Origin of the sequence: Neptuniibacter sp. QD72_48 (assembly GCF_047778065.1) — a bacterium.
Taxonomy (GTDB): Bacteria; Pseudomonadota; Gammaproteobacteria; order Pseudomonadales; family Balneatricaceae; genus Neptuniibacter.
In genome coordinates this window covers 2310002-2334853 of record NZ_CP180547.1, presented here as the reverse complement: position 1 = coordinate 2334853, position 24852 = coordinate 2310002, and the positions used below count along the sequence as shown (strand labels likewise).

Annotated in this window: 23 protein-coding genes; 9 read left to right on the top strand and 14 right to left on the bottom strand. The window is 44.4% G+C overall.

Translation table 11 applies throughout. The features are described 5' to 3' along the window. The first annotated feature begins 1461 nt into the window (after nt 1-1461). The 3 genes from ACMXYX_RS10445 to ACMXYX_RS10435 all read left to right on the top strand — a co-directional run bounded on the left by ACMXYX_RS10445 (nt 1462) and on the right by ACMXYX_RS10435 (nt 3355). Nucleotides 1462-2100 (top strand): LysE family translocator, encoded by a 639-nt coding sequence (locus ACMXYX_RS10445; protein WP_415896448.1) that lies wholly within the window; start codon nt 1462-1464, stop codon nt 2098-2100. A gap of 10 nt (nt 2101-2110) precedes the next feature. Then, nucleotides 2111-2407, top strand: coding sequence for an antibiotic biosynthesis monooxygenase family protein (locus ACMXYX_RS10440; protein WP_415881620.1), 297 nt, complete (start codon nt 2111-2113; stop codon nt 2405-2407). Between the two features lie 153 nt (nt 2408-2560). After that, nucleotides 2561-3355, top strand: coding sequence for a UDP-2,3-diacylglucosamine diphosphatase (locus ACMXYX_RS10435; protein WP_415896447.1), 795 nt, complete (start codon nt 2561-2563; stop codon nt 3353-3355). Nucleotides 3356-3410: 55 nt separating this feature from the next. Here ACMXYX_RS10435 and trpB read toward each other — a convergent pair whose 3' ends face one another. The 3 genes from trpB to ACMXYX_RS10420 all read right to left on the bottom strand — a co-directional run bounded on the left by trpB (nt 3411) and on the right by ACMXYX_RS10420 (nt 6924). Further along, nucleotides 3411-4613, bottom strand: coding sequence for a tryptophan synthase subunit beta (gene trpB, locus ACMXYX_RS10430; protein ID WP_415896446.1), 1203 nt, complete (start codon nt 4611-4613; stop codon nt 3411-3413). Between the two features lie 159 nt (nt 4614-4772). Further along, entirely contained in the window at nt 4773-6422 is a 1650-nt protein-coding gene (locus ACMXYX_RS10425) for a methyl-accepting chemotaxis protein (protein ID WP_415896445.1), read from the bottom strand. A 196-nt stretch (nt 6423-6618) separates the two neighbouring features. Next, nucleotides 6619-6924, bottom strand: a complete 306-nt coding sequence (locus ACMXYX_RS10420) for a hypothetical protein (RefSeq protein ID WP_415881616.1) — start codon at nt 6922-6924, stop codon at nt 6619-6621. Nucleotides 6925-7031: 107 nt separating this feature from the next. Between ACMXYX_RS10420 and pdxB the strand changes: the two genes are divergently transcribed. The 5 genes from pdxB to ACMXYX_RS10395 all read left to right on the top strand — a co-directional run bounded on the left by pdxB (nt 7032) and on the right by ACMXYX_RS10395 (nt 10977). After that, entirely contained in the window at nt 7032-8162 is a 1131-nt protein-coding gene (gene pdxB, locus ACMXYX_RS10415) for a 4-phosphoerythronate dehydrogenase PdxB (protein WP_415896444.1), read from the top strand. Nucleotides 8163-8214: 52 nt separating this feature from the next. Then, the gene (locus ACMXYX_RS10410; RefSeq protein ID WP_415881614.1) at nt 8215-8922 is read left to right on the top strand and encodes a flagellar brake protein; all 708 of its coding nucleotides are present in this window, start codon (nt 8215-8217) and stop codon (nt 8920-8922) included. Beyond that, nucleotides 8915-10027 (top strand): ATP-NAD kinase family protein, encoded by a 1113-nt coding sequence (locus ACMXYX_RS10405; RefSeq protein ID WP_415881613.1) that lies wholly within the window; start codon nt 8915-8917, stop codon nt 10025-10027. The genes ACMXYX_RS10410 and ACMXYX_RS10405 overlap by 8 nt, the downstream gene beginning before the upstream one ends. Before the next feature lie 62 nt (nt 10028-10089). Next, nucleotides 10090-10341 (top strand): hypothetical protein, encoded by a 252-nt coding sequence (locus ACMXYX_RS10400; RefSeq protein WP_415881612.1) that lies wholly within the window; start codon nt 10090-10092, stop codon nt 10339-10341. Between the two features lie 72 nt (nt 10342-10413). After that, on the top strand, nt 10414-10977 hold the full coding sequence (locus ACMXYX_RS10395; RefSeq protein ID WP_415896443.1) for a hypothetical protein: 564 nt from the start codon (nt 10414-10416) through the stop codon (nt 10975-10977). A 335-nt stretch (nt 10978-11312) separates the two neighbouring features. Here the strand turns inward: ACMXYX_RS10395 and ACMXYX_RS10390 are convergent, their stop codons facing one another. Further along, on the bottom strand, nt 11313-12029 hold the full coding sequence (locus tag ACMXYX_RS10390) for a YebC/PmpR family DNA-binding transcriptional regulator (protein ID WP_415881610.1): 717 nt from the start codon (nt 12027-12029) through the stop codon (nt 11313-11315). Between the two features lie 170 nt (nt 12030-12199). Next, nucleotides 12200-12409, bottom strand: coding sequence for a hypothetical protein (locus ACMXYX_RS10385; protein WP_415896442.1), 210 nt, complete (start codon nt 12407-12409; stop codon nt 12200-12202). 239 nt (nt 12410-12648) lie between these two features. Between ACMXYX_RS10385 and ACMXYX_RS10380 the strand changes: the two genes are divergently transcribed. Continuing rightward, complete coding sequence (locus ACMXYX_RS10380) at nt 12649-14586, top strand: ATP-dependent DNA helicase RecQ (RefSeq protein WP_415896441.1); 1938 nt, start codon at nt 12649-12651, stop codon at nt 14584-14586. A 109-nt stretch (nt 14587-14695) separates the two neighbouring features. Here the strand turns inward: ACMXYX_RS10380 and ACMXYX_RS10375 are convergent, their stop codons facing one another. The 9 genes from ACMXYX_RS10375 to ACMXYX_RS10335 form a co-directional block, all read right to left on the bottom strand. Continuing rightward, nucleotides 14696-16468 (bottom strand): acyl-CoA dehydrogenase, encoded by a 1773-nt coding sequence (locus ACMXYX_RS10375; protein WP_415896440.1) that lies wholly within the window; start codon nt 16466-16468, stop codon nt 14696-14698. A gap of 132 nt (nt 16469-16600) precedes the next feature. Further along, nucleotides 16601-17527 carry an electron transfer flavoprotein subunit alpha/FixB family protein gene (locus tag ACMXYX_RS10370; RefSeq protein ID WP_415896439.1) on the bottom strand — a complete coding sequence of 309 codons (927 nt, stop codon included), beginning with the start codon at nt 17525-17527 and terminating at the stop codon, nt 16601-16603. Between the two features lie 11 nt (nt 17528-17538). Beyond that, entirely contained in the window at nt 17539-18288 is a 750-nt protein-coding gene (locus tag ACMXYX_RS10365; protein WP_415896438.1) for an electron transfer flavoprotein subunit beta/FixA family protein, read from the bottom strand. Nucleotides 18289-18348: 60 nt separating this feature from the next. Beyond that, the gene (locus tag ACMXYX_RS10360) at nt 18349-19995 is read right to left on the bottom strand and encodes an acyl-CoA synthetase (RefSeq protein ID WP_415905974.1); all 1647 of its coding nucleotides are present in this window, start codon (nt 19993-19995) and stop codon (nt 18349-18351) included. A 43-nt stretch (nt 19996-20038) separates the two neighbouring features. Next, nucleotides 20039-20965, bottom strand: coding sequence for a branched-chain amino acid ABC transporter permease (locus ACMXYX_RS10355; RefSeq protein WP_415885075.1), 927 nt, complete (start codon nt 20963-20965; stop codon nt 20039-20041). Nucleotides 20966-20974: 9 nt separating this feature from the next. Continuing rightward, a complete protein-coding gene (locus ACMXYX_RS10350) occupies nt 20975-21862 on the bottom strand; it encodes a branched-chain amino acid ABC transporter permease (RefSeq protein ID WP_415885074.1) in 888 nt (295 codons plus the stop codon). A gap of 80 nt (nt 21863-21942) precedes the next feature. Next, complete coding sequence (locus ACMXYX_RS10345) at nt 21943-23151, bottom strand: ABC transporter substrate-binding protein (RefSeq protein WP_415905973.1); 1209 nt, start codon at nt 23149-23151, stop codon at nt 21943-21945. Between the two features lie 68 nt (nt 23152-23219). Next, complete coding sequence (locus ACMXYX_RS10340) at nt 23220-23972, bottom strand: ABC transporter ATP-binding protein (RefSeq protein ID WP_415905972.1); 753 nt, start codon at nt 23970-23972, stop codon at nt 23220-23222. Continuing rightward, nucleotides 23969-24778 carry an ABC transporter ATP-binding protein gene (locus ACMXYX_RS10335; RefSeq protein ID WP_415905971.1) on the bottom strand — a complete coding sequence of 270 codons (810 nt, stop codon included), beginning with the start codon at nt 24776-24778 and terminating at the stop codon, nt 23969-23971. The genes ACMXYX_RS10340 and ACMXYX_RS10335 overlap by 4 nt, the downstream gene beginning before the upstream one ends. Nucleotides 24779-24852 lie beyond the last annotated feature (74 nt).

The following is a 24852-nucleotide window of genomic DNA, read 5'->3' as shown; positions in this document are numbered from 1 at the left end:
AAAGTGAGCGAAAGATAAATTTAAATTTCTACAAAATGGTGTTGCTAATCATTCTCAATAGCATTAATATCGTAGTCGCTCATAAGTGATAGGCAATGAACGACCTCACCTCACTGACATTGCCGAACTTAGCGTCAACTTTCACTGCTCACTGAAAGTTTTCGCGGACGTTGATACTCCCCTCGATTATCAGTGTCGCAAGCTGAACTCTCACCGGTTTAGTATTGGTTAAAAAGCCGGATCTTTTGATCCGGCTTTTTAATGTCTATCTTTCTTTAGTAATCCCATTCATACCTGATCTCTGTAGCTAAATTGGCATTAGGCAAATATGTAAGTGCAGATCAGGGGCTACATTCTCTTTAATCTACGTCTATAGTTTTGCGTTAAGAAAAGAGTAGAGGAATAAAAGCAAAAAAATAAATTATTTATCTAAATGCAGTTGAAAACCGTTCTCATTATCGATAATATCGTAGTCGCTCATAAGTGAAAGGCAATGCACGACCTCACCTCACAGTCATTGCCGAACTTAACATTATTTTTCACTGCTCACTGAAAAATAGTGCTGACATTGGTACTCCCCTCGATTATCAATGTCTTAAACTGAACCCTCACCTGTTCGGTTTATTTCAAAAAGCCGGATCTTTGATCCGGCTTTTTGCTATCTATTGGTAATGTCCACCTTCATCCATATTGAACGAACTTATGCTGAATAAATTTGTCTATATAAGTCGGCTCTAATTTATATGCTAAACTCAAGGGTACATTCCTTTCTTAGATACTAGGGCATGGAAGCTCACCTTAAACCGTAGTGAAAAGTTACGAGGAGTTATAGGTGAGATTAGTTAAAGATATTGATAAAAATGGCATCTTTTTCTATTGGTCCGATCCTGATTTTATAGACGTCCCAATAAGTCCCCGTTTGCCCTGCATTGAACTTGCAAAAGAGTGGCGAGATAAACATCTATTCTCGCTATATAGGGGAGATGAACGGAGGCACTCACATATTGATAGAAGACTCAACAGAGCAAAGCGGAAGCAAGTCGATGAAGCTCTGTTCTACTCCAGACAACGTCCAGAGGGAAGGCGGTCGACAGATAAGCCCCTTACTGTAGATATTGATTTAGTAGCGGACAAAGTCCAGTTGTACTCTTAGTAGGAGTAAAACATACGCAGTGAAAATATTCCCATTTTTATTGTTAATATAGTTGCAAATCATTCTCATTCATATATTATGAATATCAACACGGCAGGCGGCAGGCTCCCCTCACTAGCTAGGCCGCCATGCACTAGCGATATTGCATGTTCGTGTATGTGTTAGCACATCTGCCTCCGCAGAAGCTACAAGCACATGGCTCTTGTCATTGAAGCAAATTGCTTAACCGGACCCCCAAGGGGATCCGGTTTTTTTTTGCTTAAATTCTCTGTGTTATAATTGCGTACTTCAAAAAAGAGGGGGCGGGTATGCAAGAGATAATAACCTTTTCAATCGTTGCTCTACTGCTAGTGATTTCACCAGGTCCTAATGGTGTATTAATTGTAAAAACAGCCTCTGTTCAGGGCCGTACAGCTTCTTTTGCTAATGTCCTAGGTTTGTTTACCGCTACATTTTTCCATGGCGCTTTTTCAATTTTGGGATTGTCCGCACTTCTGCTCCAATCTGCTGAATTATTCTTTGTAATCAAATTACTGGGTGCACTCTATCTGTTCTATATAGGCGCTAAAGCGATCTACCAATCTTTTTTGACTCCGGTAATTGATCAAGCAGATGCTCAACATACAGCGAATAACAAAAGGGCTAAATCTTTACTTGGAAGCTTTATCGAAGGCTTCTTGACTCAGTTACTAAACCCGAAAGTTTCGATGTTTTATCTAGCGGCATTCCCGCAATTTGTTCAATTTGGCTCGTCTAGTTATCTAGCAGCGTTTGTTCTAGTGGCTATCCATGCAGTCATTATTGCTTTTTGGTTTATCGGTATGACGTTGATGATTGATAAACTAAAAGCTCGCAGTAAGCACTCTACCGCAGGTCGGTGGGTTCAGCGGATATCAGGGTCAGTGATGATCTACTTCAGCTCTTTATTGATAGGCCATAAAGCATAGAGGTTCAGTTGTGTACGCAGTTATCTTTCGAGCAAATACAGGAAAACAGGACGAACAATATTTAGAAACTGTCGCGCGAATGCGTCAGTTGGCTTTTGAAAAGTATGGTTGTCTAGACTTTATTGCAGTAACAGAAGGGGAACAAGAGATTGCAATCTCCTACTGGGAAAACGAAGCCGATATATTAGCTTGGAAAAAAGATCCCGAACATCACTTAGCGCAACAACAGGGGCAGAAACATTGGTATAGCGCTTATACAGTGCAAGTGGTTAAGATCGAGCGGGAATATAGCTTCTCAGCCGATTAAGTATCCTTTCTTTGTTACCCCGGTTCTTAGAAATAACATTAAGAAAACTTTGGCGATTCTTTTTCGGTTCAGCGTCACCAATTTTTCATCTTTTCGTTAGAAAGTTGTCACGATAGTTTTTCAGACTGGTCATAACTCATAAAGAGAGAATTTATGACCGTGTCTGCACTTATCAATGCTCGTACTATTTTTATCTCCGATGTTCATCTCGGTTTCAAAGACTGTAAGGCTGATTATCTGTATCAATTCTTATCTTCAATCAAATGTGAAACCTTGTATTTGGTTGGGGATATTGTCGATCTATGGTCATTGAAGCGCCGACTGTTCTGGCCTGAAGAACATTATCGAATACTTTTAAAACTTTATGAGCTCGCTGACCAGGGTACGTGTGTTATTTACGTGCCTGGTAATCATGATGACCCTTTGCGTCACTTTGACGGTCAATGTTTCGGGCCTATAGAGATCATTCATGAACATGAATTTAAGACCGTTAAAGATAAGCGATTTTTAATCATGCATGGCGATGCCATGGATGCGTATATGAAGCACACTTGGCTGACAAAGTGGGCAGGTGATTTAGCGTATGACTTCCTACTGTTCCTAAATCGCTGGTCCAATCGATTACGGAAAATCAGTGGCCGTCCGTTTTACTCTTTAGCAGGGCAGGTCAAAGATAATATTCGCGGAGCTAAGCATGCTATCCACCGTTATAAAACCGAGTGTAAGGCTGAAGCTAAAAGACGTGGTTTTGATGGAGTGATTTGCGGTCATATTCATTACCCAGAATATGACGACGCAACCGATGTGGTTTACGCAAATACCGGTGATTGGATTGAGAACTGCTCGGCGCTTATAGAAGATTATTCTGGTGAGTTAAAACTGCTGCATTTTAGTGATCGTTTAGAATGGAAAAATTTAGTTAAGGAAAAACAACTTCAAGTTGCATGAGGGCTTGTAAGTGGGGCGGGTGCAACAGAAATCTGTTGCACCATCTAACATATGGTTACAGCCCCAGTTTGTCTGCGACGTAATCGGCGTCCTTATCGCCACGGCCTGATAGGTTTACAAGGATGGTTTGGTCTTTTGAAAGTTCAGGTGCTTTACGCATTGCCCATGCAACAGCATGAGAGCTTTCCAGTGCAGGTATAATGCCTTCAACCTGAGATAGGGTCATAAAGGCATCTAGGCACTCTTGATCAGAAGCGGTTTCGTATTCAACGCGTCCGAGCTCTTTAAGGTAGCTGTGCTGAGGGCCTACACCAGGGTAATCAAGGCCTGAGGCAATTGAGTGAACAGGTAAAGGTTCGCCATTGTCATCTTCAAGGACATAACATTTCATGCCGTGAAGAGAGCTTGGTTTACCAAGAGTCAACGTTGCTGAATGCTCTGAGGTGTCTAAGCCTTTCCCTGCAGGTTCAACCCCAACAATATTGACCGCTTCATCATTCAAAAATGCGGTAAATAACCCCATTGCGTTTGAACCACCACCTACACAAGCGGTGATGTAATTTGGTAGCTGGCCCTTTTTCGCTTGGAACTGTTCGCGTGCTTCGTTACCAATAACACTTTGGAAATCGCGGACCATTTTCGGGAAAGGGTGAGGACCGACCACTGAGCCGATTGCATAGATATAGTTAACGGGATCTTTTAGGTACTCTTCAAATGCGCTATCCACCGCATCCTTCAATGTCGCGGTACCCTGAGTGACGGGTACTAACTTACAACCAAGAATTTTCATTTTGGTGACGTTAGGGTGCTCTTTCTCAATATCTACTTGGCCCATGTGAATTTCACAAGGGATGCCTACGAGTGCGCAGGCCGTTGCTAAAGCAACGCCGTGTTGGCCAGCACCTGTTTCGGCGATCACTTTAGTTTTGCCCATATATTTTGCAAGAAGGGCTTCACCTAGGCAGTGGTTGATCTTATGTGCACCTGTGTGGTTCAGGTCTTCACGTTTTAGGTAGATCTGTGCGCCACCTAATTTGTCACTTAGACGTTTTGCATGATAGATCGGACTTGGACGGCCAACATAGTCAGCAAATAGCGTGTCTAGCTCTTGTTGGAATTCCGGTTGTTGGCGGATCTCTTCGTAGGCGTCGTTGATCTCATCCATGATTTTTTTAAGTTCTGGTGGGATCTCTTGCCCACCAAATTGACCGAAGAAACCCTCTTTATTTGGCATCTCGGAAAATTCAAATTTCTTCATCTTCTTCCCGCAATCTATCTTATTGGTTTTAAAGGGATATCAGCACGGACAAACGCCATGCGCGTTATATGATTAGATTATATGCACTTAATCTTAAGTAATAAATTGTTTCAAGTGTAAAAAAAGCCGCTATGAAAGCGGCTTTTTTAGAAAGTTTAACTAGTGATTTTCTGGCCAATAACCTATGCGTAAACCACCCCAGTGGCGACCATTGATAAAGATAGGTACCGATAGGTCGTGCATTATTTCACCGGTATCACGCTTATAAGTTTGTAGAAGCATGGTTTCGGTATGGCAACCACAACGTGCGCCCGTTCGGTCATTAAACAGGCGTTTACTTCGGCTTTTTACAAGATCGGTTTCAAAGTCACCCGTAGGAGGGTTAGCAAACTGATTATTGTGAGTTGGGACATAGCCGTTCGGGTCAGTCATAATGGCGTAGACCATTTTGTTATGACGAGAAAGCGCTGGCTCTTGAATGCCTGGTAAAATTTGATCGCAATATTTATCAAACTGCGTTGTATATTTTTGCGGATTAGTACCATTTACGGGTACGTAGTTGCGATCAAATAAACTACCTTCATGCATTTGCCCGGAAGATAGTGCTTGTTGGAATGATTCGGCTACTTGATCAGCAGTATCACGTGCAATCTGATAGAACTGTTGATGGAAGTTTTGGTCTGAGGATGCGGCTAAGATCGCATTGGATCTTTCAGCAGCCTCCATCAACGCTGATGCTTGAGTCGCAAGTTGGCTAACCTCTACATCACTTTCTTCCAGTTCGTGGCGAACCGTTTGCAGAGAGTTAAAGATGACTTCTAGGTTCTGGCGATTGGCACGAGCGCCTTCGGCGATAACTGAGATCTGTTCTTCTACAGCGGAAGATTGCTCTGAAATCCCCCCTAGTTGATTGCTGATAAGTTCCATTGCTTCAGTGCCGCTTTCGACATCACCTGATAGGGTCTTAATGCGCGCAACAACTTGCTGAGTTTCAGCGCGGATCTCGTCAACAATTGTTTCTACTTCACCGGTAGCGCTGGCCGTTCTGGAAGCGAGTTGTCTTACCTCGTCAGCAACAACGGCAAATCCGCGTCCATGATCACCAGCTCGAGCAGCTTCGATTGCTGCGTTAAGTGCAAGCAAGTTGGTTTGCTCAGCAATCTCTTCAATAACCTTGGTCACATCTTGGATTTTCAGAGATTTCTCATTCAGCTGCTCGATGAGTGTTAATGTCTCAGCTGCTTGAGAGTTAAGCTCGCGAATGTTGCCCATCGCTTCTGTCAGCGCTTGTTGACCTTCTGCCCCCGTGGTTTTCGCTTGAATTGCCATATCTGCGGCAATTTCCGCTTGTTGTGCAGAATGTTGGACAGTCACAGTCATCTCTTCAGAGTTCTGTGCAATTTGAGAGACTTCTTGAACTTGATTATCGAGCTTAGTTTTTAGGGTATCTGCTGAGTAGGAAACCTCAGCTGCTGCTACGGCGTTTGCGTTTGCGCTAGAGGATAGCTTAGCGCTGACATCTTCATTGCCTTGGCGATTACTGAACAGGTCGCCAAATAAAGTCGGGAGTAATTCTAATTCGTCAGTTTTATTAGCATTAACTAGAGAGGCTTCTTTGCTCAGTTTGCCTAAAACTGAGTTGTGTAACACTAGGATTGAAAGACTTGATGCTAAAAGAGCGGTGACGATCAGAATGATCAGCGCAGTGCTGTCGACTCCTAAATAGAATGATGCTGCGCCAGCAATAACAATAATAAAAACTGCCGCAAAAAAACTTTTAAAGTAAAAGCTAGAAATGGACCTGTTCATGCAATTTCCCTATTTTGTTGTTATTTAGGGGAGGTGATAGTTAAGGCTACAAGTGTTTATAGATATTTCTTGATAGTACCCTAACTGCCTGTATTACAAGCTTATATACAGGAATATATCATCACAAAAATAGGGTAAATGCTGTACTTTAGTAGAGATTTTTAACGGTGGTAGGGGAATATAGAAGGGAATGCGCTCAGAATAATTTTTCTGAAAACAGTAGAGCATGTTTTTTTGGTGTATCTATATGAATAGGGTCAAATTCAAATCCCAACTGAGTTTCCTTGCGAGCGATAAGCCTAAAACCCTCAGTTTTTAATTGCTTACGAATTTCTCTCACAATAAAACGAGCATCTTGATATGATTTGGCAACTGTTTGATTACACTCGTTTTTATCGTCAGTCGAATTACCCCAACTTTGGGTTACAATCCAATCACCGACCAGGTCTTGGTACATCCGAACGATGTAGTATTCCTGTTGTTTTTGCCAGCGTATGATCAAACTGATGTAATCCGTAGAATGACAGCAGGTTTTGCCCGCTGATAGCCAATGAAAACCGCGCATTGAGCCTGATATCGCGCGGTTTGTAAAGACTGGAGATAGATAAATTGTTGAACCGGAAACTAAAAATCTTGGCTGATGAGAATATGCCTATGGCTGAGGCTATTTTTTCTCGTTTTGGAGAAGTTAGACTCTGTGCTGGTCGAGGCTTATCCGCAGAGCAACTTTCAGATGCTGATGTACTTTTAGTTCGTTCTATCACTCAAGTTAATAAAGCGCTGTTACAGGGTAGTCAGGTGCAATTTGTCGGAACCGCGACTATAGGTACCGATCACATCGATAAGGCTTATCTGGAAGACAACGATATCGCGTTTGCCAATGCGCCCGGCTGTAATGCCGATGCTGTTGTGGAATATGTATTAAGTGTGATCTATCAATTGGCGGCGAAATATCAGTTTGATCCTAAGGAAAGAACCTATGGCATTATTGGCGTAGGCAACGTTGGTGGGAGATTACAAAAACGTTTTGAAAAGTTAGGCTTCAAGGTTTTACTAAATGACCCGCCTCGGGCTGAATCAGAAGCTGGTTTTTCTGATCTAGACACTTTGCTTGAGCAAGCTGATGTCCTTTGTTTGCATACCCCACTTACCTTAGATGGTGATCACCCGACAAAACATCTGCTATCGACTGAGCAACTCCAGACACTGCGTAAAAATGCGATTGTTATTAATGCGGGACGTGGCCCTGTGATTGATAACACTGCTTTGCTTAAAGTTGGCCAGCAGCGTTCTGATCTGCTTTTTGCCTTAGATGTTTGGGAGCATGAACCCGAGGTCAATGCAGAGTTAGCTGCACGTTGTGAATTCGTATCACCGCATATAGCAGGCTATAGCTTAGATGGCAAAATTCGAGGCACTTACATGCTCTATCAAGCACTATGTAAGCATTTGCAGGTTAGGTGTGAAGAGCCTCTAACCGATTTTCTTCCAGAGGCGGAATTGTCATTTAAGGAGCAGGGGAGTTTGACAGCGTTAGAATTAATGACGTTGATTTACGATCCACAGGTGGATGATCAACTCTTGAGAGGAACGTTAGAATTACCGGAGGCAGATCAAAAACTAGCGTTTGATCAACTTCGTAAGCAGTATAGGGTACGTCGTGAATTTGCATCTCTAAAAGTGGCTAATGCAACGAATCCAAAAGAGCTATCGGCATTGGGTTTTCAGCTCGCAGACTAACCCTAAATCCCTTAAGCTATAGTCTTTATTAATGCAGTTATAAGAACCTTGAATGACCGAAGCGTTAGCACAGTTAAAATCCGTTAGAACTCTTGCTGAACTGAACCCTAAAGTGGGTGAAAAGGTTCAGATAGAAACGCGTACTCCCCGTGGGCGTTATTCGGTCCAGCTATTAGGCTATCGAGAAAACGGTAGTATGATGGTTTCAGCACCACGTACCTCGAATTCCATTAACGTGGGTTCGCGAGTTACCGTCCGTTTGATGAGTGGTAACTTTATCTGTGCCTTCAGTGCTAAGGTACTCAAAATACAGACCAGCCCGTTTGCTTATTGGCATCTTGAATATCCAACTGATACTGAAGTTAGGCGCATACGCAGTCACACGCGCGTGCCTGTTAATTTAATGGTGTCGATTGATGAATTTGAGTTGGGTAAAGGGCTAAGATTAGATTGGCCTATCAATGCTTACTGTACTGATATTAGTATCAAAGGTGCCTGTATAGATGCGCCCGTTACCCTAGGTAAAAAAGGTGACAAGTTATTTATTACGACGCGCTTTCAAGTGGCAGGTGCCGATCAGGTCGTGCTCACCCCTGTTGTGATAAGAAGTGTGCAAGCGGCAGAAGATGGTTTGACCAAAGTGGTGAGCCACGGTGTTGAATTTGAAGAGATGGATGATGACACCCACCTCATTCTAGCTGCTTTTGTATACCAGCAATTTTTAATTGAAACCGGTAATTTGGAGATCATAGGTGTTTAAACTCGGTCTTATTATTAACCCTTTAGCAGGAGTTGGCGGCAGTGTCGCGCTTAAGGGAAGTGACGGTGAGGAGACCGCGAAGAAAGCTCTGGAATTAGGTGCTGAACCTAAAGCGGGCTTACGTACCCTCCAGGCTTTGGAAGTACTTCAAGGTTTAGATATCCAAGTTATCACTTATCCTGCTGAAATGGGTGAAGAGGTTGCCGTTAAAGCTGGGTTTGAACCGCAAGTCGTTGGCCAGATCGAATCAGGCAATACTCATGCAGAAGATACCTTAAGAGCTGCCAAAGATCTGGTTGCTGCAGGGGTTGATATCATCCTATTTGCCGGAGGTGACGGTACCGCTCGTAATATATGCGAATCGATTGCCGGTGAAGTACCCGTTTTAGGTGTACCTGCAGGAGTAAAAATTCACTCGGGTGTTTATGCTGTTACGCCCAAAGCCGCGGGTGAAATTGTTGCCATGCTGGTCAAAGGTGAGTTAGTAACTCTAGGTGATCAGGAAGTCCGTGATATTGATGAAGAGGCGTTCCGGGAAGGGCGTGTTCGGGCTAAATATTATGGCGAGTTAGTTGTGCCTCAAGAGCACCGTTTTTTACAACACGTAAAAAATGGTGGCAAAGAATCTGAAGAGCTGGTGTTGGATGATATCGCGGCAGATGTGATCGAAAAGATGGATCCTGATTCTTACTATGTTATGGGATCTGGTTCTACGGTAGCTGCAGTGATGGAACAGTTAGGTTTGCCAAATACCTTGTTAGGGGTCGATCTGATTAAAGATAACGAGATCGTTGCTTCAGACTGCACAGCACAACAACTACTGGAGTTAACCGAAGGTGAGCCTTGCGAACTAGTGATTACATTGATCGGTGGTCAAGGGCACATTGTTGGGCGTGGCAATCAGCAGCTGAGCCCCGCATTGCTTAAGCGAATTGGCAAAGAAAATATCAATGTGATTGCGACCAAAACAAAACTGCGTGAACTGGAAGGCCGCCCGTTAATCGTAGACAGTGGAGACCCAGAGTTGAACGCGAAGCTCTCGGGAGTGATACCAGTTACAACCGGTTATCATGATTCTGTGCTGTATCGAGTGGCAGATTACTAAGAGCTTATCTATGCTTTAAAGGCCTGTGTTACAGGTCTTTTTTATATGGGCAGGTGACGGTTGTGGTTAATCACTTATTCAATTTTTTTCTTATGCTGCTTGCGCCAGAATGGATGCGTGATCAAACCCCTGATAAAGATCACTTCTATCGGCGTTTATTCACTGCTAAGCACCGCGCTAAGCGAAATAAAATTAAACTACTCTGGATCTGCGTACTTAGTCTTTGCGTCCTCTTCCCATTTCCTCATGCAATTGCTGCGTTGGTATTGCTGACCACATTTATTACATTCAGTTGGTTGGATGAATCAAACTGACATCGTTCTGTCATAGAGTCTCGGTAAAGTTTCGCCTGATATTTTTTATAAGAACTTATTGAGGCTCACCCCATGAAAAAACTGATCGCAGGCGCTGTTGTTGCAAGCGCAATGATTGCTCTAACTGGTTGCCACACAAATCAGGCGAAGCAGGAAGAAACTAAAGAAGTTGCACAACTAAACAATGATGACCTATACGAAGTTTCTCACGAAGGTCGTCACTATGTGTTTGACGATTTCACAACTTATCAGTCTTTCCTAACAGTTGGCGAAACTTCTTACCGTAAAGTATTTATTGGTGGTGGCCCTAAAGGCGAAACATTGGTATTCGGTCTAACTGGCGCAGACAAAAAGAAAATGTCTGGTATCGCTAGTATCGATATGTTTAATGGCGAAATGGCTGGTGCAGAAAGCTTCTACGGCGAAATGCGTGGCGAAGATGGCCGTCTATATGTTTTCAGTACTCTTGAAGATATGGAAGACGTACGTACTGTAGGTGAAGCACCATACCGTTTCACTCAGATCGCTGCGGGTCCTCAAGGTCAGACAGTTGTATTTGTTCTAAACAAAAACAACAAGAAAAAGCAGCCTGTTGCTTTGATGGCTAAATTCAAAGAAATGAACAATATGAAGTAACCCTTCGAACAAGGGCTTGTTTATTTATTGGTCGATAAACGGGTCCTTTGTTTGGCGATACTATTTTCCCATATTGCATTTGTATTAGAAGTCTGTAGAAAAAAATCTATTTTACTAATGGAACTTTTCTATACGCAGCACAGTCAATAAATACATCCTGTAAGACGGGAAGGCCTTTCGATATGTCATAGGAAAGTTTGGGTTCTGTTATTTACGAAAGGTCTTATTTTAGGCGCTGTTTACGTGAGTAAACGGCGCTTTTTTTATCGGGTTAAACTAATTCAGGCAATAAAAAAGCCTGCTGAATAAGCAGGCTTTTTAGAATTAGCGAGAGATTAGATCTCAGCGTTGTGATAAATGTTCTGAACGTCGTCGAGATCATTCAACATATCGATAAATTTCTCGAACATTGGTAGGTCGTCTGCAGAGACAGGTGAGCCGTTATGAGGTACAAATTGGATCTCATCAACGTCTAAGTCCAGACCTTCAATGTTTTCTTGAAGCGCTTTCTTCGCTTTAAAGTAATCAGTGTGAGGTGCGAAAACAGTAATCTTGCCGTCTTCGGCTTCGATATCTGTTACATCAACATCTTCCATCATTAGCGCTTCTAGCACAGCATCTTCGTCATCGCCGTTGAATACGAAGATCGCACTGTGGTCGAACATGTGGCTTACGCTGCCTTGAGAACCAATTTTACATTTGGTTTTGTTAAAGCAGTTACGAACATCACCAAAGGTACGGTTAGGGTTATCGGTTAGACACTCAACGATAACCATGCAGCCGCCAGGGCCGAAACCTTCATAACGAGCTTCAGAGAAATCTTCACCGCCGCCGCCTTTAGCTTTATCTAGCGCTTTGTCGATTACGTGAGCAGGCACCTGAGCCTTTTTAGCACGTTCGATTAAGCCTGCTAATGCAAGGTTTCCTTCGATTTCGATGCCGCCTGCTTTCGCACAAACATAGATTTCACGGCTAAATTTACTGTAAACCTTAGCCTTAGCATCGGATGTTTTTGCCATCGACTCTTTACGGTTTTGATAGGCTCGACCCATTGCGATATTCCATACACTGAGAAAAAAGAAGAAAATTCTACCGTTTCAGAGCCAAACAGGAAACCCGCATTTAGGGTGTGCGGCTAAGTAATCCACAAAAATATGGTTCTTAATCGAGATCTGGGCAAACTTACAACGTTTGCTAGTCGGTTAAAGCGGACAAGGGCTAATTAAATAACATCATGCCCTCTAACTTCTGCCTTTCTTGAAAATATCTGATTGATAGCCCCAGAGACGATTTCTTTGATAATAGGGTGTTCACCCTCAAGGTCTGCTAGTTGAGCGCAAAACAGAGGTTTATCCTTAGCGGAAGCCCAAGCGGTGAAGTTATCATCGATAACAATAGATCTAATGACCGAAAAGTACTTATTAATTTCCATGATCAGCTCCATTGTACATTTATTGTGCTTGTGCAGCATTTTTGCACTTGATTATGTCTAAATGGTTAAAGTTTCCTTTCGTTTATGTTGTTTGTTTAATGTACAGCACTAAACGTGCCATAAAGCACTAGTCCTGATGAGCAAGTGCTTTTCATTTTGCGTGATAGCTATTGCCTCACGTATAGTTCCAAATAACTTCACCAGCATCGCTAAATGGATTTAGCGCTAAGGAATTTTCTATGGATCTGCAACAATCGCTACAACAACACTTTTCGTTCGATCAATTTCGGGATGGGCAAGAGCAAACAATTCGTCAGTTACTTGATGGTCAATCGACACTCTCAGTATTTCCAACGGGTGCAGGCAAATCGCTTTGCTATCAATTTACAGCGATTCATCTACCTAATTTGACCTTGGTTGTCTCGCCGTTATTAGCGCTGATGAAAGATCAGTTAGCTTTTTTAAAAGAAAAAGGGATTGCTGCGGCAAGTATAGATTCGACGTTGACGCCTGATGAAAACCGTCAGGTTATGCAGGATATTCGTCAGGGCAATATTAAGATTTTGATGGTCTCTGTTGAGCGGTTTAAGAATGAGCGTTTTCGAGAGTTTATTAGTTCTGTGCCAATCTCAATGTTGGTGGTGGATGAGGCGCATTGTATCTCTGAGTGGGGGCATAATTTTCGCCCGGATTATTTGAAACTCCCTCAGTATTGTCAGCAATTAAACATTCCGACCGTATTATTACTGACGGCGACTGCTACCCGAAAAGTTAAAAGAGATATGGCGCAGCGCTTTAATATTGCTACGGAGCATATAGTTCAAACAGGTTTTTATCGCTCGAATTTGGATTTATCTGTATTGCCGGTTAATGAAGGGGATAAAAAGGCCAAGCTAGCTCACGTTGTTGCTGCGCAAAACGGTGCAGGTATTGTGTATGTCACTTTACAACAAACAGCAGAGGAGGTTGCCAATCACCTAAAGCGGCAAGGAATCGCGGCAGTTGCTTATCATGCAGGTTTGGACAATGAGCTTCGACATCACATTCAAACTGATTTTATGGCGGGAAGAATTGGTGTTGTGGTTGCGACTATCGCTTTTGGAATGGGGGTTGATAAGTCTGATGTTCGCTTTGTAATCCATTATGATCTGCCGAAATCTATTGAAAACTACAGCCAGGAAATCGGTAGGGCCGGTAGGGATGGTCAGCTATCTCACTGTATTACCTTGGCCAATCTGGATGGTATAACTACGGTAGAGAACTTCATATACGGTGATACGCCAGAGCTACCGGGCATCGAATATGTGATCAACAATATTCGGGATGAGGAGAGTGATCAGATATGGGAAATGCAGGTATCTCCATTATCCAGCGCTTCTAATATTCGCCAGCTTCCGCTAAAAACTCTTTTGGTACAGTTAGAGCTTCGAGGTGTTATTCAGCCTAAATACTCCTATTTTGCTGATTTTAAGTATAAATTTTTGGTCGATCAGCAAGCGATATTAGAGCGATTTAAAGATGAGCGGCGTCAGTTTATAGAAGCTATTTTCCAACATACCCAGTTTAAAAAAGTGTGGGGGAATTTAGATTTTGAAAGCCTTTATCAGCATTATGGTTGTGATCGGCAGCGGGTTATTTCTGCGATGGAATACCTGCAAGAGCAGCAGTTGATCGCGCTTGAGACTAAGAAGATTACCGAAGTCTTTGCAGTTAATGCCAATAAACTTGCTGAACCTCAATTGGCTCAATCCCTTGCTGATTATTTTAGCGAAAAAGAGGAGAAAGAAGTTCAGCGTATTGCTCAGTTAATTCGCTTTTTTGAATTGGGTCGGTGTTTAACTGCAAATTTAGCACGTTATTTTGATGATCAACTTGCACCAGAAACGTGTGGTCATTGCTCGGCCTGTCGTGGTGAAATTGCTAAACTAAGTTATTCCTCGGAGCCCGTATTGCCAAACGATTCTGAACTGATACTGCAGTTAACAGAGTTGAAAGAGCGTTTAGGTCAGTCGGAATCACAAATCGGTGCTGGCAGCTACAGCCGGTTTTTAGCCGGTGTATCCCTTCCTGCCTTTAGCCGAAATAAAATCAGACAACTAGTTGGTTTTGGTAGTTGCGAAAAGGTCAGGTTCTCCGAGATTAAAGACAAAGTATCTGCATTATTCCCCTCGCTATAAGTACAAAAAAGCCCTCCTAAAAGGAGGGCAAAGAGGCCTTTAAGCCTAAAGGAGCCCAACAGCTCCGGAGTGGTAACACCACCATCGTGAAGAGCGTAAAAACGAAGGTCTAAAGCTGTTCAATATCCAAAGCAAAAGTATGATTTAAGCCAGTCTGTAGGGTTGCTGCATGTTGGCTTACTCTTGGTAGGTAATGGTCAGCAAAGAACAATGCGGTAGAAACTTTAGCGTTAAGGAAGTCATTGCCGTAGTCGTTATCCGCGCCTTTTAACTCTTCAGCTTTGATGGCGCCTTGCGCTAGTAACCAGCCACCAGTTAGGTAGCCCATCATCATTAGGTTGTCGACACTGATATTGCCCATTAGTTGTTTATCGCTACCAGCATTTTCTAGAATGAACTTACCGGCTGCAGTCGCATCACTCAGAGCTGTCATAAGTTTTTTACCAAGCTCTTGTAGTGCTTCTGAATCTGAATGTAATAGCAGTTCAGTTGTGGCTTGAACATCAGCTTGTAGTTGCGATAGAGCAGCGCCTTTATCGAATAGTGTTTTACGGCCGATAAGATCTAAGGCTTGGATACCTGTAGTACCCTCGTAAATCGGTAAAATACGGGCGTCACGGTAATGTTGTGCCGCACCAGTTTCTTCGATGAAACCCATGCCGCCGTGAACTTGGATATTCAGTGATGTCAGTTCTTGGGCCAGTTCAGTCATCCAGCCTTTAACAATTGGCGTGTAAAACTCTACCCGTGATTTGCTTGTTTGATCGCCATGATGTGCGCGGTCAATATCCGCAGCAGCGGTATAGGCAAGAGCACGCATTGCTTCATTACCTGCTTTCATCGCCATCAACATACGACGTACATCTGGGTGATTGATGATCGCTATTTTGCTGCCATCAGGATTGCTACCTTGGAAGCGTTCTTGGCTGTATTGCAGTGCTTGTTGGTAAGCGCGCTCGGAGATAGATAAACCTTGCAGGCCTACGGATTGGCGAGCATGGTTCATCATTGTGAACATGTAGCTCAGGCCTTTGTTTGCTTCACCTACGAGGTAACCGATCGCGCCTTCGTTATCACCAAAGCTCATGACACAGGTTGGGCTGCCATGAATACCCAGTTTGTGCTCTAGGGATACGCAGCTTACGTCGTTTAATTCACCCGGTTGGCCTTGCTCATCTAAAAGGTACTTCGGCACGATAAACAGGGAGATGCCTTTAACACCGGCAGGTGCGTCTGGCAGACGAGCAAGCACGAGATGTACGATGTTTGATGTCATCTGGTGATCACCCCAAGTGATAAAGATCTTCTGACCCGTAATCTTGTAGTGATCGCCTTCAGGGATGGCTTTGGATGCTACCGCAGCAAGATCCGAACCCGCATTGGGTTCAGTTAGGTTCATGGTACCGGTCCATTCACCACTAATCAGTTGTGGTAGGTATTGTGATTTTAATTCGTCGCTACCATGCGCAATCAGAGCTTCTACAGCGCCTTGGCTTAGCATAGGGCAGAGTGCAAAGCCCATATTAGCCGAATGCCACAGCTCATTAACGGCTGTACCTATGACATTGGGTAGCGCCTGGCCACCAAACTCTTCAGGGCCCGTCAGCGTAGCCCAACCATTTTCGACAAACTGCTGATAAGCATCTGAGAAGCCAGCAGTTTCTTGTACTGCACCATCTGCAACCGTAGCGCCGTTTTGGTCGCCCACACTATTAAGAGGGGCCAATACATCAGAAGCGAGTTTTCCAGCCTCTTCAACGATCACATTGGCAAGCTCAGAGTTAACTTCGTCTAGGTTTTGTTCTCTGCATAGCTGATCTAGTTCGATCAGATGGTTTAGTAGAAAGCTGGCATCTTGTAGTGGTGGAGTATAAGTGCTCATAAATCTCTCATCTCTTGATTAGCGCGGCTATATAAAAACATCCAAGCGGCTCTTTAAATTGTATCGTGTTTGTTACTTTAAAAAGGCGAGCTGGGTAAAAAGGCGACAAGTACCCAGCCCGCATCAAAGGAGCTACAGTTTATTTTGTAGCTCTGGCATCACGTCGAACAGGTCAGCAACTAAGCCATAATCTGCGACGGAAAAAATAGGTGCCTCTTCATCTTTGTTGATAGCAACAATAGTTTTGGAATCTTTCATTCCAGCAAGATGTTGAATAGCACCTGAAATACCTACAGCGATATAAAGCTCTGGCGCGACGATCTTACCGGTCTGGCCTACTTGCATATCGTTTGGAACAAAGCCGGCGTCAACCGCTGCGCGGGATGCACCTACGGCAGCGCCTAGCTTGTCTGCTACTTGTTCGAGCAGACCGAAATTCTCACCGTTGCCCATACCACGGCCACCGGAAATAATGATGTTGGCAGCAGTCAGCTCGGGACGATCAGACTCAGCGACCTCTTCACTAACAAAACTTGATAGTTGGGCATCATGAGCAATTGATATCTCACTGATCTCTGCCGAATTGTCTGTTTCAGCAGCGTCAAAAGCGGTTGTTCGCACGGTGATGACTTTAATTGGGTCTAATGATTCTACGGTTGCGACCGCGTTACCTGCGTAGATAGGGCGCTGGAAAGTAGTGGCTGATTCAACTGCGGTGATATCTGAGATCTGAACCACATCAAGTAGCGCTGCAACACGTGGAAGGTAGTTTTTACCTGAGGTAGTGGCAGGCGCGAGGATATGATCATAGTCCTTACCTAACTCGGTAATCAGCTTAGCCATGTTCTCTGCAAGCTGGTATTCATAAGCTAGCTCATCAGCAAGTAACACTTTACTAACGCCTGCGATCTCTGAAGCTGAAACAGCTACAGCTTTACAGTTACTGCCCGCAACCAATAGATGAATATCACCACCGATTTGTGTCGCTGCTGTAATCGTGTTGAGAGTGACTGGTTTTAGTGTACGGTTGTCATGTTCTGCAATAACGAGAATAGTCATATATCACCCCCTTAAATTACTTTTGCTTCGTTCTGAAGTTTCTCGATCAATTCATCAACGCTGTTTATTCGGATACCCGCTGCACGCTCTGCTGGTGGCGTGACTTTCAACAACTTGGTGTGGTTTTTTAGCTCTACACCTAAGTCCGCAGGGGATTTGACCGCTAAAGGCTTGCGCTTAGCTTTCATAATGTTTGGCAAAGACGCGTAGCGAGGTTCGTTGAGTCGAAGATCAGTGGTCACGATTGCTGGTAGTTTGAGCTCGACGGTTTGTAGACCGCCGTCCACTTCGCGTGTAACAACAGCTTTGTCATCTTCGACCTTAACTTCTGAAGCAAATGTACCTTGTGGCATATCGGTTAGCGCCGCTAACATCTGACCTGTCTGGTTGTTATCGCTATCAATCGCTTGTTTGCCCATAATGACCAGATCAGGTTGCTCCTCATCGATCACTTTGCTTAATAGCTTCGCTACATTCAGCGATTCAGGAAGCTCATCTGTTTCAATTTGAATACCACGATCTGCACCTAAAGCTAGGGCTGTTCTAATCTGTTCCTGGCAGGCTTTAGGTCCGATCGATACGATGACGATTTCGTCTGTTTTGCCTGCTTCTTTTAGGCGAACTGCTTCTTCTACAGCAATCTCGCAAAACGGGTTGAGTGCCATTTTTACATTGGCTAGATCTACATCGCTATTGTCTGCTTTAACGCGCACTTTTACGTTGTAATCAATTACGCGTTTTACGGTAACTAAAATTTTCATCTGTTTACCTCTCCGACCTAGGGGCTAAGCCCCTAGGCTTTCACTCTGGTGTTATAAGTCTTATGATTTTTGAGGTTCAGTGCCATTGGCACGATCACGAAGTAGGAACTTCTGGATCTTACCGGTGGATGTTTTAGGTAGTGGACCGAAAACAATATCCTTTGGTGCTTTAAAGTGAGCCATGTGTTCACGACAGAAATCGATTAATTCTTTCTCTGTGATACCGCAATCAGCACCGTCTTTTAGAGCAACGAAAGCACAAGGTGTTTCACCCCATTTCTCGTTGTTTTTGGCAACCACAGCAGCTTCTTGGATAAATGGATGGCGGTATAGAACATCTTCCACTTCGATAGAGGAGATGTTTTCACCACCTGAGATGATGATGTCTTTAGAGCGATCTTTGATCTCGATATAACCATCCGCATGCCATACCGCTAGATCACCTGAGTGGAACCAACCACCTTCAAAGGCTTTCTCAGTGGTTTCTTGATTCTTTAGATAGCCTTTCATCACAAGGTTACCCTGCATGAAGATCTCACCCATCGTTTCGCCATCTTGAGGTACCGGCTCCATCGTTGTCGGATCCGCAACCATTAGGCCGTCAAGCATCGGTGCTCTAACACCTTGACGAGATTTTAAGCGTGCTTTTTCATCAGCCGTTTTGTCATTCCACTCATCGTGCCAAGCACAAACCACAGAAGGACCGTAGGTTTCAGTCAAGCCGTAAACGTGGGTTACACTAAAGCCAAGCGCTTCCATACCTGCAATAACCGCTGCTGGTGGCGCAGCACCCGCTGTCATTACATTTACTTGATGCTCGATACCGGCTTTAAGTTCATCATCAGCGGAGTTCAGCATGTTCAGAACGATAGGTGCACCACAGAAGAAACCAACTTTTTCTTCTTTGATCGCATTGAAAATGTGATCTGCGCGTACATGGCGAAGGCAGACATTAACACCTGCCATAGCAGCGATTGTCCATGGGAAACACCAACCATTGCAGTGGAACATTGGCAGGGTCCATAGATATACCGGGTGCTGGCCCATACCCCATGAAATGGAGTTACTGATAGCGTTTAGGTAAGCACCGCGATGGTGGTATACAACACCTTTTGGGTTACCTGTAGTGCCTGATGTGTAGTTGAGCGTGATGGCGTTCCACTCATCATTCACATGGTGCGGTGTGAAGTTTTCGTCGCCTAGCTTGAGGAAATCATCGTATTTGATATCGCCGATGAATTCGCCTTCGGTCCAATAAGGATCATCGATATCGATAATGAATGGTTTTTCTTCCATTAATTCAAATGCACCTTTTACTACAGAACTGAACTCACGGTCAGTAATAAGAACCTTGCTCTCAGCATGCTGTAAAATAAATGCAACGGCTTCAGAATCTAGACGGATATTGATTGAATTAAGCACAGCGCCACACATAGGTACGGCGAAATGCGCTTCAAAGTGTTCAGCTAGGTTTGGCGCTAAAATTGAAACGGCATCGCCTGGATTGACGCCTTTTTGCTTTAAAGCGCTAGCTAGTTTCTTACAACGATTATAGGTTTCAGCCCAGCTGCGGCGTATTTCGCCATGAACAGTGGCTGTTCGTTCTGGATAGACACTGGCTGCACGTTCGATAAACGTAATAGGTGTCAGTGCAGAATAATTGGCCAGATTTTTATCCAGATCGGTTTCGAATGCTGAAGTGATCACTGTCTCTCTCCTTGCTAATTTCCGCTAACGCTCAGTTATGCGCTTAGCTAAAGTTATTACGTTTAAATTTGATAAATTGGCCGACTATTCCACTGCGGAAGCTCAAAACGCATACTACAAAAACAGCGCCCATGATGATGTGAATGTAGTTCCCCATCTCGCCACCGGAGAGGTAGTTCTGCATGCTGACGATAAAGCCTGCACCCAATACAGGGCCGAAGATTGTGCCAACGCCGCCAACTAGGGTCATAAGAATGACTTCACCTGACATGTGCCAATGAACATCGGTTAGGGATGCCAATTGGAAAACCAGCGTTTTAGTTGAGCCAGCAAGCGCCGCCAGAGCAGATGAGATGATGAAGGCAATCCATTTGTAACGATTAACGTCGTAACCCAATGACGTTGCACGGGCTTCGTTATCACGAATTGCTTTTAAAACTTGGCCAAATGGCGAATGAATGGTGCGGTTGATCATCCAGTAACCGAATACAAAGATGGCGAGCACAAAGTAATACATGGTGTAGTTATCACTGAGGTCTAGTAATCCAAACAGCTCACCGCGAGGGACACCTTGCATACCATCTTCACCATTAGTGAATGGCGCTTGCAGGTAGAGGAAGAACACTAACTGTGCCAGAGCCAGGGTTACCATGGCGAAGTAGATGCCTTCACGCTTAACCGCAAGCTTGCCAAAAATCGCACCTAATAAGCCGCCGGCAACCGTTCCCGCGAGAATGGCAAGTTCAGGTGTAATACCGCTATTGATCATGAGGTAACCGGTGATGTATCCACCCGTTCCTAAGAACGCCGCATGACCAAAGGAAAGTAGTCCCACGAATCCAAGCAATAAGTTAAATGCACAGGCAAAAAGTGCAAAGCACAGGACTTTAGCTAGGAATACTGGGTAAAGAGCTGCTGGTGCGATCAACGCTAGAGCCAGCAGTGCAATGTTTAGTTTTTGATTATTCATACCGATCTCCTAAGCTTCTTTACCGAATAAACCGGCTGGCTTGAGTAGCAGCACAATAACCATCACCAAGAAGATAATGGTGGTAGAGGCTTCGGGATAAAAATATTTGGTTAAGCCTTCCACTATCCCCATACCAAGGCCCGTGAGAATAGCGCCGCCGATAGAGCCCATACCGCCAATAACTACGATGGCAAACACCACGATTAAGATGTTTGAGCCCATATCAGGTGATACTGAATAGACTGGAGCGGCCATAACGCCGGCAAAGCCTGCTAGAGCAACGCCGAAACCAAAGGTCAAAGTAACGATCAATGGCACGTTGATCCCAAAGGCTTGCATCAGTTGTGGGTTCTCTGTGCCCGCTCTCAGGTAAGCACCTAATTTCGTCTTTTCGATCATCCACCAAGTGCCAGCGCAAACAATGATGGAAGCGATAATGATCCAAGCCCGATAATTAGGCAGGTACATAAATGGCAGGCGGTTACCGCCTTTTAGTTCTTCAGGAATGGCGTATGACATGCCTGAAGAGCCAAACATATGGGTAAAAGCACCTTGAATAATCAAGGCTAAGCCGAACGTTAGCAGGAGGCTGTAGAGGTGATCTTCGTTAGCGATAGGGCGGATAAGGAAGCGCTCCATCAATATGCCGATCGCGCCAATGCAGATCGGTACAAGGATCAAAGCCACCCAGTAATTGATGCCCATATATTTAAGGGCAAGAAAAGCGATAAATGCACCCAGCATATAGAGTGCACCTTGCGCGAAGTTAATTATCTTCAGCAGACCGAAGATAATGGCCAGTCCAAGGCTAAGCAAGGCGTAGAATGAGCCGTTGATCAACCCAACCAATAACTGGCCAAATAGGGCAAAGAGGTTAATATCAAACATAACAATCATCTACCTGTAGTCATCCCAGAGGAATGTATGAAGCAGGTGTGGTGGCAAAGCCAAATAGCATTTGCCACCACGCATTTTTCTTATGAGAAGTTGCACTGAGGTAGCATTGGGCTGTAAGCCTCATCTGCTGGAATAACCTTCAGTACTTTGTAGATGTCGTTTTGATCTTTACGCTCGGCTGCTTTCTTAATCTCTACATACAGCATGTCGTGTACCATACGGCCGTCTGGACGTAGAGTTGCATTACGTGCGAAGAAGTCTTCAGGTTTTGTCTCTTTCATCTTCTTAGCGATCGCTTCTGCGTTATCGCTGCCTACCGCTTTTACTGCATTTAGATAGTGAGTTGTTACCGAGTAAACACCTGCGTGAATCATGCTTGGAATAGCACCGTGACGCTCTTCAAAACGTTGACTCCACTGACGTGTTTTCTCATCCATGTCCCAGTAGAATCCAGACGTTAAGCGCATACCGCCAGCAACATCTGCATCCATCGCTTGAGCGTTTGGTGTAAATACCAATAGGCCTGCAACATCCATCTCTTGAGTTAGACCAAATTCAGTGGCTGTTTTAAGTGCGTTTACTGTGTCGTTACCAGCATTTGCTAGAGCAACTACGTCTGCACCAGAAGCCTGAGCCTGAAGAACATAAGAGGAGAAGTCTGTTGTGCCTAGTGGCGCACGAATAGTGCCAACAACTTCACCACCGTTTTCTTTGATGACCTTGGATGCAACACCTTCTAGGGCGTGACCAAAACTGTAGTCAGCTGTGATGAAGAACCATTTCTTCTTACCGGATTGAACCATAGGTTTTACAGTGCCGTTTGCTAGGGCAACAACGTTGTAAGTCCAGTGAACGTTGTAAGGGTTACAGCTCTTGGTTGTGAAAGTGTTGGATGCTGAGCCAGAGATCAGTGTTAGCTTTTTAGCATTCAGGTTAACTTTTGATACTGCGCCAGATACCGCAGAAGAAACTAAGCCACCGATTGCATCAACGTCTTCAGCTTCTACCCACTTACGCGCAATAGAAGAGGCGATATCTGGTTTTAGCTGCGAGTCAGCTGTAACTAGTTCGATCTCTTGTCCAAGTGCCTTACCACCAAAATCTTCAATCGCCATCTCTGCTGCGGTTACACAACCTTGACCACAAATATCGGCATATGTGCCACCCATATCTGCCAAAATGCCCAGCTTAATTTTGCCGTCAGATTCTGCCAGTGCAGCACCTGAAACTGTTGTAGCCATTGCGCCTGTGATAACTGCTGAGATTAGTGATTTTTTAAATGTCTTCATTGACTCGCTCCAGTTGCCGTACCTTCTACTCAAAGGCCGTATCTATGTTGTTTTTATTCTTTAAAGGCTTAAACACCGAGGTAGGTATTTAATAAATCTGTTTTAGCTTCGAGCTCATGAGCATGAACTTCTTCAACGATGTGGCCGTGCTCCATCACGTAGTGGCGGTCAGCAATAGGCGCTGCAAAGCGGAAGTTTTGCTCGACTAGCAGAATGGTTAATCCTCTCTCTTTGAGGAGACTAAGAACCTCGCCCAGTTTCTGCACAATGACGGGGGCGAGGCCCTCAGTAATTTCATCCAGCAATAGGATGTTTGCGCCAGTACGCAAAATTCTTCCTAGGGCAAGCATCTGTTGCTCACCACCAGATAAACGTGTGCCTTGACTGGCTCTGCGTTCGTAAAGGTTTGGGAATATTTCGTAGATCTCTTCCACACTCATGCCGTCAGAACGTACTTGAGGTGGCAGCATGAGGTTTTCTTCAACATTAAGGCTGGAGAAAATGCCGCGCTCTTCCGGGCAAAAACCTAGGCCTAAACGGGCAATCTTATGTGCTGGCAGGGACATAGTTTCTTCGCCATTGACCACAATGTTGCCGGTACGTTTGCCGACCATATTCATGATGGCTTTTAGGGTGGTTGAACGGCCGGAACCGTTACGGCCCAATAGGGTTACCAATTCACCTTGGTTAACCGTTAGGTCGATGCCATGGAGAATGTGCGACTCGCCATAAAAGGCGTGTAGATTATTAATACGAAGCTTTTCGCGCTGATTACCATGAACAGCTTCGTGTTTAGTCTGTAAGTTAACGGCCTGATTCATACCACAGCCTCCACTTCTTGTTTTGCTTGTTCCGCTTCAACTTCTTCGGCTGCAGTACCCATGTAAGCTTCACGGACGCGTGGATCTGCGGAAACAGTGTCGTAGTCGCCTTCGGTTAAAATGGCGCCTCGTTGTAGCACGGTGATGCGATCTGCAAGTTTGGAAACCACATGTAAGTTGTGTTCAACCATCAAAATGGTGCGGTTGGCAGAGACTTTTTTGATTAGCTCGGTCACTACATCGACATCTTCGTGCCCCATGCCTTGTGTCGGCTCATCAAGCAGCATCAATTCAGGCTCTAAGGCCAGTGTGGTTGCGATCTCTAGAGCACGCTTGCGGCCATAAGGCAGGTCAACGGTAACGCTGTTGGCAAAACTCTCTAAACCTACAGATTCGAGAAGCTCTAAAGCGCGCGCATTTAAATGGTTGAGAATTTTTTCAGAACGCCAAAAGTGAAAGCTATTGCCTTCTTTGCGCTGCAGGGCAATACGAACGTTTTCTAGAACCGTTAAGTGCGGAAAAACAGCAGAGATTTGAAAAGAACGGACAACCCCTTTGCGTGCTATCGCTGCAGATTGCATCGAGGTGATATCTTCATTGTTAAACAAGATCTGACCGGTCGTTGGTTGCAAAAATTTGGTCAGTAAATTGAATACGGTGGTCTTACCAGCGCCATTAGGGCCGATAAGGGCGTGAATGTGTCCTCGTTGAATCTTTAGATTGACATCATCAACCGCAGTAAAGCCTTTAAAGGCTTTGGTCAGATCCCGAGTTTCCAGAATGAAGTCTTGATTAGGCTGAGTCATCGTGGCGCTACTCTTTTCTTTGAATGACCTTTTCTGCTACCGCTTCAGATAGGTGATTCTCGATTTTTGTTTTT